General features: G+C 66.5%; 12 protein-coding genes. 4 read left to right on the top strand and 8 right to left on the bottom strand.

All coding sequences use genetic code 11. The features are described 5' to 3' along the window. Positions 1–11 precede the first annotated feature (11 nt). Positions 12–689, bottom strand: coding sequence for an HNH endonuclease family protein (locus tag ACFC4D_RS26670; protein ID WP_376067534.1), 678 nt, complete (start codon positions 687–689; stop codon positions 12–14). A gap of 151 nt (positions 690–840) precedes the next feature. Continuing rightward, complete coding sequence (locus ACFC4D_RS26665; RefSeq protein WP_375957401.1) at positions 841–1,884, bottom strand: SPFH domain-containing protein; 1,044 nt, start codon at positions 1,882–1,884, stop codon at positions 841–843. 202 nt (positions 1,885–2,086) lie between these two features. On the opposite strand from ACFC4D_RS26665, the gene ACFC4D_RS26660 reads away from it, so the two are divergent. Both ACFC4D_RS26660 and ACFC4D_RS26655 read left to right on the top strand, forming a co-directional pair. Then, positions 2,087–3,616, top strand: coding sequence for an amino acid permease (locus tag ACFC4D_RS26660; RefSeq protein WP_364650872.1), 1,530 nt, complete (start codon positions 2,087–2,089; stop codon positions 3,614–3,616). A 72-nt stretch (positions 3,617–3,688) separates the two neighbouring features. Next, entirely contained in the window at positions 3,689–6,130 is a 2,442-nt protein-coding gene (locus ACFC4D_RS26655; RefSeq protein WP_376067532.1) for a tetratricopeptide repeat protein, read from the top strand. A 5-nt stretch (positions 6,131–6,135) separates the two neighbouring features. Here ACFC4D_RS26655 and ACFC4D_RS26650 read toward each other — a convergent pair whose 3' ends face one another. Next, entirely contained in the window at positions 6,136–6,489 is a 354-nt protein-coding gene (locus tag ACFC4D_RS26650) for a DUF1707 domain-containing protein (RefSeq protein WP_376067530.1), read from the bottom strand. 201 nt (positions 6,490–6,690) lie between these two features. Between ACFC4D_RS26650 and ACFC4D_RS26645 the strand changes: the two genes are divergently transcribed. Continuing rightward, complete coding sequence (locus ACFC4D_RS26645; RefSeq protein ID WP_376067527.1) at positions 6,691–7,428, top strand: MerR family transcriptional regulator; 738 nt, start codon at positions 6,691–6,693, stop codon at positions 7,426–7,428. A 137-nt stretch (positions 7,429–7,565) separates the two neighbouring features. Continuing rightward, positions 7,566–8,114, top strand: a complete 549-nt coding sequence (locus tag ACFC4D_RS26640; protein ID WP_375957413.1) for a hypothetical protein — start codon at positions 7,566–7,568, stop codon at positions 8,112–8,114. A 54-nt stretch (positions 8,115–8,168) separates the two neighbouring features. On the opposite strand, the gene ACFC4D_RS26635 is transcribed toward ACFC4D_RS26640, so the two are convergent. The 5 genes from ACFC4D_RS26635 to ACFC4D_RS26615 all read right to left on the bottom strand — a co-directional run bounded on the left by ACFC4D_RS26635 (position 8,169) and on the right by ACFC4D_RS26615 (position 13,568). After that, positions 8,169–8,603 (bottom strand): hypothetical protein, encoded by a 435-nt coding sequence (locus ACFC4D_RS26635; RefSeq protein WP_376067525.1) that lies wholly within the window; start codon positions 8,601–8,603, stop codon positions 8,169–8,171. A 212-nt stretch (positions 8,604–8,815) separates the two neighbouring features. Next, positions 8,816–9,172, bottom strand: coding sequence for a hypothetical protein (locus ACFC4D_RS26630; RefSeq protein WP_375957419.1), 357 nt, complete (start codon positions 9,170–9,172; stop codon positions 8,816–8,818). Between the two features lie 47 nt (positions 9,173–9,219). Beyond that, the gene (locus ACFC4D_RS26625; RefSeq protein ID WP_376067523.1) at positions 9,220–11,190 is read right to left on the bottom strand and encodes a gamma-glutamyltransferase family protein; all 1,971 of its coding nucleotides are present in this window, start codon (positions 11,188–11,190) and stop codon (positions 9,220–9,222) included. A 231-nt stretch (positions 11,191–11,421) separates the two neighbouring features. Beyond that, positions 11,422–12,510, bottom strand: a complete 1,089-nt coding sequence (locus ACFC4D_RS26620) for a helix-turn-helix domain-containing protein (protein ID WP_376067520.1) — start codon at positions 12,508–12,510, stop codon at positions 11,422–11,424. 41 nt (positions 12,511–12,551) lie between these two features. Then, a complete protein-coding gene (locus ACFC4D_RS26615) occupies positions 12,552–13,568 on the bottom strand; it encodes an AraC family transcriptional regulator ligand-binding domain-containing protein (RefSeq protein WP_375957427.1) in 1,017 nt (338 codons plus the stop codon). Between the last annotated feature and the right edge of the window lie 109 nt (positions 13,569–13,677).

Raw genomic sequence — 13,677 nt, 5'->3', positions numbered from 1 at the left:
CTGCCGAACGGTCAGCAGCTCTTCAGGACACCTTCGATGGCATCGTGCTCGGCTTGGGTCACCCACAGTCCATACAGCGTCTTCACCTGCACCTGATGCTCGACATAGGTGCAGCGGAAGGACGTTTGAGGCGGTAGCCAGGTGGCGGCGTCCCGGTCGCCCTTGGCCTCATTGGTGGGCCCGTCGACGGCCATCAGATTGCGAGGATCGTTGGCCAGATCGCGCCGCTTGTCCGCGCTGAGCTTCTGTGCCCCGGACTGCCACGCATCGGCGAGCGCGACCATGTGATCGATCTGCACCGCGGTGCTTTTCGGTCCGCGATCGAAGTTGATGCTCTTGCCGGTGTACGGATCCTTCAGCGTCCCGGTCTCCACCTGGCATCCGGTGGCGGGTTTCACCTTGGTGAGATCCCGCCGCAGGATGTCATCGCGGGTATTGCAGTTGTTGTGCCCGCCGGGCGCGTCATTGTCATCGGTCCACGCCTGCCCGAACTCATCACGCGAATACCCGGTCATAGCCGCGCTGTCCTTGATCGGCAGCTTCGCCAACGCCTTGATCGCGTCAGCCGCCGATAGCGTCCCTTCCTGTCCCCCAGCGGTATTGGGCCCCATCGGAGGCGTAGTGGACTTGCACGCGCACAGCAGGAACAGGGCCGCGAGCACACTCGCGGCTACCCTGGTGATTCTCATCTGGAATTCCTCGAAGCAGTGAAAACCACTGCCGGATAAAGCGTTCAAAACAGGACTGCCAGCCGATGACCCGGCTGGCAGCTGCCAATTATGCAGTACCTCAAAGGAGTTCGCTGTGTGGAAGCCCGAACCCGGCGGTGCCGGCGCGGGCTCAGTTCGGGGAGGGCCTGGGCGTACCGCAGTTGACGCAGAACTTCGCGGTTGCGCGGAGTTCCGCGGTGCAGTTTCGGCAGTGCTGGACGGGGGTGGTGAGTTCGGTGCCGCAGTCGCCGCAGAAGCGGGCGCCCAGATGGCGAGAGCTGTGACAGGTGGGGCAGATACGGGATTCGGTGATGGCGGGGGCCGGAGTCCAGGGGGTGGGGGACTGTTGCAGGGTGTTCAGACCCAGTGCGGCGCCGAGGAATCCGATATCGCTGTTGCCCCCGCGGGCCATGCCCTGACCCGCGCCGATGGCCATTTCGCCTGCGGCGTAGCGGTTGAAGTCCCCGGTCAGGTGGATGTAGGTGCGGTCCTTGGCCAGTCGTTTGAGGCGTTCGGCGTCCTCGGCGGCCATGGTGATGTCGAAGTTGCCCATGCGGGGGACGCGCAGGCCGTATTCGTAGAGCAGGGTGTTGGTTTCGCGTAGGACCGTGGATTCGATCTGCGCGAGTTGGCCGGACAGGCCGAGCACCGGCCACTCACCCTTCGAGACACCCTGCGCGACAGCAATTTTCATACACTTGAGCAGGAGGTTGGCGCACCACCGCGACACCGCGTCCGGATCGGTCGGATCGGCGGTGCCGGTGAGCCCGGTGATCAGTTCGGCCGGATCGCGCACCGACAGCGCGAATTCGCCGAAGGAGCGCAGGGTGACGACCTGTTCGCTGATCGGGTCGACGATATCGGTGAGGCGGCCGCCGAACTTGTTGCCGGGTAGTTCGCGACCGGAGACGAAATACAGTTCGGCGCGGTAGAGGTTGCCGCCGGTCAGGGTGTCGACAAGCGCGCCTAGCACCGGGAGCTCGTCCGCGTCGATCCGGTGCCTGCCGGGACCCAGGGCCGCGATGACCTTGCCGGACCGCACGAACAACGCCGTCTCATCGGCGTTGACTATGGCGCGGCTGTAGCGCCGGATGTTCAGATCCGGCCACTTGTAGACGAGCTGGTTCTTGCGGGCCTCGGGGACCGCTATGAATTCGCGCTCGAACCATGCCATACGGACCTCCCAGGCCATGTGACTTGCTGAATGTATCGATATATAACGGTACATAGCACCTGTCAACAAGTGCGACTTCCCAGGATTGGGCTGTTTACGTGCGTGTTTCCATGTGATGTCAACTACTTCTACGTATTGAATGTGCCGTTGCTTAACGGTACATTCGACATCGATATGACCCGGATCACCTGAAAGGTCCCACATGACTACCGTTCACCCGCCCGATGCGCCCACGGACGCCTTGGCCGACGAGGACGCGGGCTATCACAAGTCGCTCCGTCCGCGTCAATTGCAGATGATCGCGATCGGCGGAGCCATTGGCACCGGTCTGTTCCTGGGCGCGGGTGGCCGCCTCTCCAGCGCCGGCCCCGGGTTGTTCCTGCTCTACGGCATCTGCGGCATCTTCGTATTCTTCGTATTGCGCGCACTGGGCGAGCTGGTGCTGCACCGCCCGTCCTCGGGCTCGTTCGTCTCCTACGCCCGCGAGTTCTACGGGGAGAAGCTGGCTTTCGCGGTTGGCTGGATGTACTTCTTCCACTGGTGTATGACCGGCATCGTCGACATCACCGCGGTCGCGACCTACATCCACTACTGGGGCGCGATGCAGGTGATCCCGCAGTGGACCATCGCGCTCATCGCACTGGCGATCGTGGTGAGCATCAACCTCATCTCGGTGAAATGGTTCGGTGAGCTCGAGTTCTGGGCGGCATTGATCAAGGTCATCGCACTGGTCGGGTTCCTGATCATCGGCACGATCTTCCTGGGCGGCCGCTTCAAGGTCGACGGCCAGACAACGGGTTTCAGTGTCATCGCCGATCACGGCGGCCTGTTCCCGGTCGGCCTCGCGCCGCTGGTGCTGGTCACCACCGGTGTCGTATTCGCCTACGCCGCAGTGGAATTGGTCGGCACGGCAGCGGGTGAGGCGGAGAACCCGGAGAAGATCATGCCCCGGGCCATCAACTCGGTGATCGCCCGCATCGCCCTGTTCTACGTCGGTTCGCTGATTCTGCTCGGCCTGCTGCTGCCGTACACCGCGTACCACGCCGGGGTGAGCCCGTTCGTCACCTTCTTCGCCAAACTCGGTGTGCCGGCGGCGGGTTCGATCATGAACCTGGTGGTGCTGACCGCGGCCTTCTCCAGCCTCAACGCCGGGCTGTACTCGACCGGCCGCATTCTGCGCTCGATGTCGATGAACGGCAGCGCCCCCGCGGTCGCGGCCCGCATGTCCCGCACGGGTGTGCCGTACGTCGGCATCCTGGCCACCGGCGCCATCGCCCTGATCGGTGTCGTACTCAACGCGCTGGTGCCGGACAAGGCCTTCGAGATCGTGCTGAACATGTCGGCGCTGGGCACCATCGCCTCGTGGACCGCGATCATCCTGTGCCAGCTGGCGCTGTACAAGCAGTGGCGGGCCGGACAGGCCGAACGCCCCTCGTTCCGATTGATGGGTGCGCCCTACACCAGCTACGCGACGCTGGTCTTCCTGGCCGCGGTCGTGCTGCTGATGGCCTTCGGCGACGACGAGGTGCAGCGCGGCGCGGTGCTCGGCACCGTCCTGGTGATGGCCCCGATCCTGGTCGGCGGCTGGTTCCTGGTGCGCAAGCGGGTGCAGTCGGTGGCCGCCGCTCGCCAGGGCTTCACCGGCCAGTATCCGGTCATCGCGGAGCGCCGCCCGCGCCCGCAGGACGCGCCCGCCGAGCTGGTGGCGGCCGAAAGGAAGGATGAACAGTAGCGAAAACCGGTGCCCCGTACCCCATCGTGGAGAACTCCCTTCCCACGGTGGGGAATACGGCGTGCGCGCGGTATGCGTCGTGCCCCCAGAATGGGACCTCGATTCCACGGTGGGCGAGAGGTATCCATGCCGGACCAACCCAGCACATCCGACCGCCGCCGCCCCAATCCCTGGGCCGACCGGCGTATTCGCGGCACGGAGATGCCCGCGCGGATGGCTCACCCCTGGGCAACCCGGCGGCCCGGCAAGGCCGATATCGCGCATGCGCCTGAGCGACCGATTACGCCGCCCAGTATGAAAAGAGAAGTCTCCCAGCGGTTTACGGACGCGACGGCAGCGACCGTCGATCTGTCCGAGAGTGAATTCGACGCCGCCCTGTCCTCGGGCCGCAGTGCTCGATCCCGTCCCAGTGTGCGCCGTCTCGGCGGTGGCCTGGTGGAGCTGCCCAGGGTCGAACCCATCGACCCGAAACAGGTGGTGCTGGAGAACCCGGAAGTGCCCGAACCCAAACGGTTCTGCTGGAAATGTGATCGCCCGGTCGGTCGCCGCAGCCGTGACCACCCCGCCCAGGTGAGCGGAGCGTGCGCGAATTGCCACTCGCCCTTCAATTTTCGTCCCCCGCTCGCGCCCGGTGATCTGATCGCCGACCAATACGAGGTGCAGGGTTGCCTCGCGCACGGTGGTTTGGGCTGGATCTATCTGGCGGTGGACCGCAATGTGAGCGATCGCCCGGTGGTGCTCAAGGGATTACAGAATCCGCTCGATTTCGAAGCTCACGTGGTGGCCCTTGCCGAACGTCAATTCCTCTCCGAGGTAGCGCATCCCGGCATCGTCAAGATCTACAACTTCGTCAAGCACAGCACCGGCGGCGATATGCCCGACGGCTATATCGTGATGGAGTACGTCAGCGGCCGCTCGCTCAAATCACTGCTCGAACACCGCGGCGAGCGCCTGCCCGCCGCCGAGGCCATCGCGTATGTGATGGAAGTGCTTCCCGCACTGGACTATCTGCACTCGTTCGGCCTGGCCTACAACGACCTCAAACCCGACAACATCATGGTTACCGAGGATGAGGTCAAGCTCATCGACCTCGGCGCGGTGGCCGCCATGGACTCCTTCGGCAGCCTCTACGGCACTCCCGGATATCAAGCGCCCGAGATCACCGAGACCGGCCCCACCATCGCCTCGGACATCTACTCGGTCGGGCGCACCCTGGCCGCGCTGGTGCTGGACCTGGGCCGCGATGAGAAGGGCAACCATCTGCCCGGCATCCCCGATCCGAAGGATCGTGAAGTGCTGCGCCGCTATCCGGCGCTGTATCGCCTGCTCTGCCGCGCCGCCGCCAAGGACCCGAATCGCCGCTTCACCTCCGCCTATGCCATGTACTGCCAGCTCGCGGGGGTGCTGCGCATGGTGCTGGCCGCCGACACCGGCACCGAGCATCCGCAGCGTTCGATCGAATTCGGTTCCATGCGAGCCGATTTCGGCGTCCAGACGCTCATTGCCCGCACCGACGGCATGGTGAACGGCGATATCGAGACCTCCCGGGTCGATCCGGGCGATATCGCCGCGGCGCTACCGGTGCCGCTCATCGACAGCGAGGACCCGTCGGCGAACCTGCTGTCCGGACTGCTGCACAGCGAACCCCGGCACGCCCTGGATGCCCTGCACCGCATGCACAGTCGCATTCTGGCGGGTGTTATCGCCGCACCCGATTCCTACGAGCTCGAAGGCGCCCTGACCGCTGTGCGGGCCCATCTCGACCTCGGCCACACCCTGCCCGCCTGTGAGCTGCTCGCCGAACTGCTGCCCCGGTACGCCCAGGATTGGCGCATCGAATGGTTCGTCGGGGTGGCGGCGCTGCTGGACCGGCACCCCGATCGCGCGTACCGGCATTTCGAGACCGTCGCGTCGCTGCTGCCGGGCGAGATCGCACCGCTGCTGGCGCTGGCCGCCAGCGCGGAACTGGCGGTGGAAACCGAGTCCGCCGTTGCCGATCCACAGCGATGGCGTACCGCGGCGCTGGAGTACTACCGCACGGTGTGGCAGGTCAATCACGGCGTGATCAGCGCGGCGGTCGGATTGGCCCGGCGACTCGTGGCGGACGGAACGACACTGGGTGCGGTCGAAATCCTGGACCAGGTGCCGGAGTCCTCGCGGCATTTCACCGTGACCCGGCTGACCGGCTGCCTGCTGCTGGTCTCGCGGCCCGTCGCCGAGATCACCGATACCGATCTCGACACCGCCGCCGCCCGGCTCGAGGAGCTGGCCGACGAGCCGCGCACCGCACAGCTGCGGGTGATCGTCATCGGCGCGGCGCTGGAATGCCTACGCGGCGGCGGCCGTCCGGAACGCCCGGCGGTCATGATTCTCGGATTCCCGATGACCGAGGAAGGCTTGCGAATGGGTCTGGAGTCGAGCCTGCGTGATCTGGCGCGCACGGTCGCCGATCGCTTCCATCGCTATCGACTGGTGGATCTGGCCAACCATATTCGGCCGCACACCCGCTGGTAGCGGTGTCATCGCCGGCGCCTGGCGAGCAGCAGCAGCGCCGGGATCACGCCGAACAGCAATAGCCACAGCACATTTCCCAGCACCAGCCAGCACACGATCGCCGCGATCGCGACCGCACCGGCCCGCACCACCATCCCGGGGATCGGGCCGACCTCCGATCCGGGCACCAGCGCGGGGGCCGCGGGCAGATCGGCGAAGGTCCGGGCCAGCTCCCGCCGGGTGTCCGCGGCCCATACCGCGGTGCTGCGCTCCTCGAACTCCGGTGCGGTCAGGCGGCCGCCGCTGAAGTGCCGGGACAGTTCACCCAGGGCGCGCTCGCGTTCGTCCTCGCTCACCCGGGTGTGCGACGATTCGTTCATCGAGTCAGGATAGAGCCGGTTGGCCCCCGCATCGGCAGACCAATTGCCAACGGCGGGAAGAGATTCCATGGTCGATCGGGATCGAGGGTCGAACCGCCCCGCCGACACGGGCAGCGGGGGTAACCCGTCGCCGAACGGCGCACCGATCGGCGCGACACCAGGCATAGGACCCGCACCGCCTCGATGTGGTTTCCTTTAGATATGACAGGAGGGCCCGAATACACGATCGACGAGCTCGCGCGTGCTGCCGACAGCACCGTGCGCAGCGTCCGCGTGTATCACGAGAGGGGGGTTCTCCCGCCGCCGGAGGTGCGCGGGAGAACGGGCTATTACGGGGCGGAACATCTCAATCGAGTCCGCACCATCAGCCGTTTGCTTGATCGTGGCATCAAACTCAATGGAATCAAGGAATTGCTGGCGGCCTTCGACCGCGGCGATGATCTGGGTGATCTGCTCGGCGTGCCCGAGTCCGATCAGCTGCCCCGCGAGCTCGGGGACGATCAGGCCGTGGTCACCGCCACCGATCTGCAACAGCGCTTCGCCGAGGTGCCGAACGGGTTCGCCCGGGTGGTGACCGCCGGGGTGTTCGAACCGGTGGACGCCACCACCTATCGAATCGCCGATGCCGATCTCGCGAGTCTGCTGGACCGGCTCGAGCTCGCCGGGGTGCCGATCGCGGCCGGGCTCGGCGAAGTCGAGCGGCTCAAGGCCGATTGCGATCGAATCGCGCGCCGCGTGGTGGATCTGGTGCGCGAACACGCCTGGGGGGCATTCTCGAATTCGGACCGGACCGCGGCGGATATCGCCGATTTCAGTGCCCGCGTCGATACGTTGCGGGTGGTCCCCGGCCATACCGCGGCGGGTCTGCTGAACCGTCTCATCGATCGTCAACTCGCCCAGGATGTCGAGATCAGCGCGGTGCTGAACCCCGATTCCTGACAGTCGTCTGCTTCCCACGTCTGGCTACAACGCGGGCCTAATGTGCCGTTAGCCATCGGTACATTATCGATGTCAGCGACAGTGCCGCAGCACGGGTAAATCTCGGCGCGGAGCGGCAGACGGTAATGGAGACATCGATGTTCACGAGCACTACGCGCCCTCGAACCACTTCTCACAATCCCCGGATCGGACGGCGCGCCCGCGTGCTGTCCGCCGCCCTGGCCGCCTTCGGTGCGCTCACCTTCGGAATGGCCACCACCCCCGCGCAGGCGCAGGCTTCGCGAGTGCCCTGCCTGTGGGACGGGGCGGGCTATATGCAGGGCGGCACGCTCTACGCGGGCGGCAACGCATTCACCTGCGGCGCAGACGCTTTCGGTGCGGCGCGGTGGTTCCGCGGTCCGAGCGGCGGGCATCGCGGCGATACCGTCTTCAGCCCGGGAACCGGAAATCCGGTGGGCCAGTTCAGTCCCGGTGCCCGCCAGCCAGGCAGTGCTTACAACGACTACTGCGTCGGCAACCAGCTCATCCCGGGCACCGACGACGTCTACGAACTGTTCGTGGTCGGCGGCACCATCATGTGGAAGGCGGTCGGCCCGATCTCGGACTGGGTCTTCGACTCCCCGGTCGTCCGCCCCGCGGCGACCTGGCGTTCCTCGAGCATGTGTTACGACGGCGTACTCAGCTGAACACACGAAAAAGCCCTTACCGGAATCGATTCCGGTAAGGGCTTTTTCGTATGCTCACTTGCCGCGGACAACAGGCACGCGGGTGTTCGACTGCGCGTCGTCGCTGTGGCCGTTGTCCCAGGGCGCATCGCCGGCGCCGGGGGCCTGGTCACGGTCGCTGCCGCGGCGGTTGTCGGTGGTGTCGCCGCCGTTGTCCTGCTCGTCGATGCGGCGGCCCTGAGTGTTGCCGGTGCCGAGATTCCGGCCGTCGAGGCTGCGATTGTCGGCACCCGCGTTGGCCTGGGGGCCACGGCCGTAGCGGCCGCCGGTCTCCTTGCCGCCGCCGTTCTTGCCGCCGCCGGAGTGGTCGCTGTCATGGCTGCCGCCCGCGTGGACCAGCAGGTTCGCCGGTGCGGCGGTCGCGGAGGCCGCGGTCACGACCGGGACCACGGCCACCGAGGCGGCGAGCAGGGAGGAGGCGACGATCTTGCGGATGGTGGGGACGCTCATCACTGGTTCCTTCTAATGTGCCGTTAGATAGCGTTACATCAACTAGTGTTCCACTAAGTGACTTGGCCAGTGTTCCCCTGAATGAGAAGCGCGGAATCGAGTCCGGAAACGCCGAACGCCGGGTCCGCCGCAGGTGCGGCAGACCCGGCGTTCACGGGTTCGGTGCAGCGATATGCGGGCTGATCAGCCCGCCGCGCTACTCGAGTTGTGGCTCAGCAGCTTCCGAACGAGCCACTGCATACGCGCGGCGGCAGGAACGGGCGACCGTGACGGTAGTCGCGCGGGCCGTCCCAGGAGGGCGGGAACATGCCCGGGAACGGCGCGCCGGGCAGGCGACCGGTCCAATCGGACATATCGCGCTCCCAGTTGTTATTGCGCGGGTAGCCGTCATTGCGCGGCCAGCCGTCATTGCGGTGATGCGGGCGCTCCACCGCGATCGAGGTGCCCGGATCGATGGGCTCGGCGGAGGCCGCGATATCCACTGCGGCCAGCGGCAGCACAGCCAGCGCGGTAATCACGCACGCCCGTGCGGCCGTTCGGCGCAAAGCCGGTATTTTCGTGTCTGACATGGGGTTTCCCTTCTTGTTGGACCGGTACCGCAGTGCGGCCCGGCTACTTATCGAGGTGGTTCGTCGCCCAGGACCGCGCCCTCGCGGCGAGGGTCGGCACCGCCGATCCAGCCGCGCCCGTCCCGGGCCAGCGCGGACGCGCCGCTCGATTGCGGTGCGACCGAGACCTGATGGCCGAGCTCGCGCAATCGCCGCACGAGCGCGTCGTGGTCGCCGTTCGAGGTGGCATCGACAGCGGGATGCTCCCCGCCGACATTGGTGGTGCCGGTATTGGCCGCGCCGAAATCGATCATCGAGACCGCCTGCTGCGGATCCAGGCCCCAATCAAGCATGGCCACAAGTGTTTTCACCACGAACTGGATGATCACCGCACCGCCCGGCGAACCCGCGACATGGCTGAGTGGACCGCGCGAACCGTCCGCGGCGCGCTCGAAGACCAGCGTCGGAGCCATCGAGCTGCGCGGCCGCTTACCCGCTTCGAGCCGATTGGCCACGGGTACACCGGCGGCGTCCAGCGGTTCGGCGGCGAAGTCGGTGAGTTGGTTGTTCAATACGAACCCGTCGACGAGATGGAATGCGCCGAAGGCGGATTCGACCGTTGTGGTCATGCTCGCGGCATTGCCGTAGCTGTCGACGATGCTGATATGGCTGGTGCCGTGCTCGATCTGCTGGGTGCCGTTGCCGACCGGGACCGGGCCGAAGTCCCCGGGCTGGGCGGTGCCCATACTGTGTGCGGGATCGATCAGCGCTGCGCGCCGCGTCAGATAGGCCGGGTCGATCAGCGTTCGGGGTGAATTACCGGGCGGGGCAACGAAATCCGGATCGGCGAGGTATTTGTCGCGGTCGGCGTAGGCGAGCCGTTCGGCCTCGGAGATCACGTGTACGGCGGTGGCGGTGGGCTTGCCGCCATCGCGGTCGGCTTCGGAATCTCCGCCGGTGTGTTCGGGTTTCATCGCGGCCATGTCGCTAGTGGCGAGCATGCCGAGCACCTGCGCCACCGCGGTACCGCCCGAGGATGGCGCGGGCATCCCGCAGACTTCATGGGTGCGATACGGCGCGCACAGCGCGGTGCGCTTCTTGGCCTGATATGCGGCCAGATCCGCGGTCGTGGTCAGCCCGGGGGTGCGCCCGCCCGAGGCATCGGCGATCGTGGCCGCGATATCGGCGGCGATGGCCCCGGTATAGAAGGCGTTCACTCCCTCCGACGCGATCGCCGAAAGAGTTTTGGCCATAGCGGGATTGGTCAACGTGGTGCCCGCGCGCTTGGGGCTGCCATCCGGCTCGAGGAAGTAGGCGCGGGATCCGGGATCCTTGGCGAGATCTGCGGTCGATTCGGTGATCTGGGCAGCCATCCGAGGGCTGATCTTGAACCCTCGGTCGGCAAGATCGACAGCGGGAGTCATCAATTCGCGCCACGGCTGCCGACCATGCTCGCGCTGGGCGAGTTCGAGCAGCCGCAGCACGCCCGGCGTCCCGATCGATCGGCCACTGGCGCGCGTATTCGGCTGCGGCGCAGTGTGATCGGTGTCGCTGACCCACCGCAGATAGTCCGGTGTCGCGGCGGCGGGCGCGGTCTCGCGGCCGTCATAGGCGTCCACGCTCTTGGTGGCGGCGTCGTAGTAGAGCAGGAACGCCCCGCCACCGATGCCGGTGGCCTGCGGCTCCACCAGACCGAGCACGGTTTGCGCGACGACCAACGCGTCCGCGGCGGTGCCGCCGTCGCGCAGCACCGCGCATGCCGCCTCGGTGGCAACGGGATTGGCGGTGGCGACCGCGAAGGTGCCGGTGCGCACCGGCGTCATTCCTGTGCGGTAGCCGGTCGCGACCTCGGGGTGCAGGGATAGATCGGTGGTGGCGGAACCGACCGCGGTGGCGGCCGTATGCGGAGTCCCGTTGGGGACGGTGATGCAGGATGCCGGACGCTGGTCGTTATCGGACGAGCAGGCGGTGAGCAATCCGATCAGCAGCAGTGGGGCGACACAGGTGGCGCCCCAGGCTCGCGTTCGTGTGCGCCTCATGTCTTCGGACCCTATCGGTGTGGCCACCACTGGGAAGAGGACGTGACATGCACTTCGAACGCTGAAATGCTTTCTCACACATGGGAATCCGCTGAACAAATACTTGCCACCGGCGGGAAGTCCGTCCCGTCGTATCGATGCGATACTCCTGGTATGACTCGAACTCGCCGCGTTCGTGGGCGGGCCGGCACCGCACCGCGACCGACGCGTGGTGCGGTGTCTGTGCCACGGCTAGTTTCGGGCACACCTGCGATAGGCGTCCGGCGTCTGTCCGGTCCAGCGTCGGAACGCCCGGCCCATGGCGCGATGATCGCTGTACCCGAGCTGTCCGGCGATCGAGCCGACCGGCAGCTCGGTATCGAGCAGCAGCCGCACGGCTCGTTCATGGCGGACGGACTCGATTTCGGCGCGCCCGCTGGTGCCGTGTTCGGCGAGCCGGCGTTGCAGCGTGCGGGGGCTCACCGAAAGTCGCTGTGCCACATCATCGAGAATCGTTCCGGTGGCGGGTCCGGTGCTGAGCACCATGAGCAGCACATCGCGAAAGTTCTCCAGCCAGCTGCGCGCGGGCCGCGCACTCGCCATGATCGAGCGCGCGTACACCCGCATGATGCGGCTGAGTTCGGGATCGCCCGCGGTGCCCGAACCGGCCCGATCGGGATCCAGGAAAGTGAGCGTATCGGCATCCTGATCGAAATGGATGTTGCCGGTACCGAATTCGTCGACGAGATACGCGTGCCGCGCGGGCGCGCGATGCGCGAAGCCGACCCGTACCGGTGTGGCGGCGGCCCCGCGTGCCTCCCGTGCCCGGCGCAGCAACAGTGCCAGTGCGAACTCGCTGATCTGCCAGTCCACCGCCTCGGAGTACCTGGCCCCGTAATACCCGACGGTCAGGCGCGGTCCGTCCGAGATCACGGTGAGCACCAGCGCCGGATCGGCGACGGTCGAAAGGTATTGCGCCGCATCGACAAATCCCTCGGCCAGCGTGGTCGCACTGGTGAGCATATAGTCCCAGACGTGCAGTCGGCCGACCTCGGCCATGCGCGCGGCCTGCAGTCCGACGCCGGGCCCGCCGCTGGCGTGCACGATTTCCCACAGTCGATGCTGTGCGCTCGTCGGAACGCGATCGAGATTGTCCTGCCCCGCGGCCAGGTCGCTGATGAATGCGGTCTCGTGCGGTGACACGCCCACGTGCGCGGCCACATCGAGGACCAGCGTGGTCAGGCGCGCGGACACCGTATCGGCAAGTGCGCTGGGCTGCTGGGGGATTGGCTCGGACCCGCTGTGCGGTGTCAGATGCGGCATCCGATTCGCGTGGTCCATGGCGTCCTTCCGGTGTGCTCGTCGAGCGGGGTCGGCCCGATTCAGTGGGCGCGTCGGAACGCGTCCGGGGTTTGCCCGGTCCAGCGGTGGAACGCCCGGCGCAGCGCGCGCGGGTTGCGGTAGCCGACCCGACCGGCGATCGACTGCATCGGCAACCGGGTGTCTCGCAGCAGCAGCGTGGCCTGCTGACATCGCACGGTCTCCAATTCCCGCCGCCACGAGGTGCCGTGATCGGCGAGCCGTCGTTGCAGGGTACGTGGGCTCAGCGCCAGCCGCTGGGCGACGACTTCTATTTCCGCGCTTTGTTTTTCGGCCAGCGCGGCGGTGATCTCCGCGCGCAGGGTGTCTTCCCAGGTCGGCGCGGGCCGAGCGGTGTCGATAATGAGCTGGGCGTAGCGCAGCAGAATATGGCGCAGTTCGGGATCGTAGGGGCGGCCGTCGCGCGCGCGTTCGGCATCGGGCAGCGTCACCGCGGTGCGAGGCTGATCGAAATGAATATTGCCGGTGCCGAATGTCTCGATGAGATAGCTCGGATCGGGTGGCGCGGGATGCGCGAAATCGAGGCGAATCGGCGCGGCGGCGCTACCGGCGAACGCACGCGCCCGATGTACCAGCACAGCCATCGAGAATTCGTTCACCACCGGGGCGATGGCCTCATCGTATGGCCTGCCACGGAATTCGGCGATGAACTGCCCGTCGAGCATGGTGACTACGAGCGCGGTGTCGGGGTCCGCCATGACCGAGGCGAATCGCGCGGCATCGGCAAAGCCGTCGGCCAGACTCGACGCCCCGCTGATGAGGTAGTCCCAAATGTGCAGCCGTCCCGGTCGCGCCACCTCGGCCACTCGCACACCGGCCCCGATTCCGCCTGTCGCACTTATCAATTCCCACAGGCGCAGCAGCGCCGTCGAGGGGATGCGGAGGAAGTCATCGCCGAGTAGTTCCTGCCCGAGCCCGCTGATCGTGGCGATATCCCCATCGGATACGCCGATCTGCAACGCCGCCTCCAGCACCCATCGCGTCAGATGCGATGAAACGGTGCCTTCGATCTCGGACAAGAGTGCTCCCGTGGTTGCGCGCGAAAGGTAGTTCCGATCAGCCTGCTTTCCATCGCGCTCGGGAACAACATCGAATCTCTACACGAACGATCACTATTGCTAATCAACG

Source organism: Nocardia sp. NPDC056000 (assembly GCF_042269265.1).
GTDB lineage: Bacteria > Actinomycetota > Actinomycetes > Mycobacteriales > Mycobacteriaceae > Nocardia.
The sequence above is the reverse complement of the archived record's forward strand: the minus strand, read 5'-3'. Positions and strand labels throughout refer to the sequence as shown.

Coding starts and splice junctions, on each gene's coding strand:
- ACFC4D_RS26670 (WP_376067534.1), bottom strand. CDS start 689: ATGAGAATCACCAGGGTAGCCGCGAGTGTGCTCGCGGCCCTGTTCCTG.
- ACFC4D_RS26665 (WP_375957401.1), bottom strand. CDS start 1,884: ATGGCATGGTTCGAGCGCGAATTCATAGCGGTCCCCGAGGCCCGCAAG.
- ACFC4D_RS26660 (WP_364650872.1), top strand. CDS start 2,087: ATGACTACCGTTCACCCGCCCGATGCGCCCACGGACGCCTTGGCCGAC.
- ACFC4D_RS26655 (WP_376067532.1), top strand. CDS start 3,689: ATGCGTCGTGCCCCCAGAATGGGACCTCGATTCCACGGTGGGCGAGAG.
- ACFC4D_RS26650 (WP_376067530.1), bottom strand. CDS start 6,489: ATGAACGAATCGTCGCACACCCGGGTGAGCGAGGACGAACGCGAGCGC.
- ACFC4D_RS26645 (WP_376067527.1), top strand. CDS start 6,691: ATGACAGGAGGGCCCGAATACACGATCGACGAGCTCGCGCGTGCTGCC.
- ACFC4D_RS26640 (WP_375957413.1), top strand. CDS start 7,566: ATGTTCACGAGCACTACGCGCCCTCGAACCACTTCTCACAATCCCCGG.
- ACFC4D_RS26635 (WP_376067525.1), bottom strand. CDS start 8,603: ATGAGCGTCCCCACCATCCGCAAGATCGTCGCCTCCTCCCTGCTCGCC.
- ACFC4D_RS26630 (WP_375957419.1), bottom strand. CDS start 9,172: ATGTCAGACACGAAAATACCGGCTTTGCGCCGAACGGCCGCACGGGCG.
- ACFC4D_RS26625 (WP_376067523.1), bottom strand. CDS start 11,190: ATGAGGCGCACACGAACGCGAGCCTGGGGCGCCACCTGTGTCGCCCCA.
- ACFC4D_RS26620 (WP_376067520.1), bottom strand. CDS start 12,510: ATGGACCACGCGAATCGGATGCCGCATCTGACACCGCACAGCGGGTCC.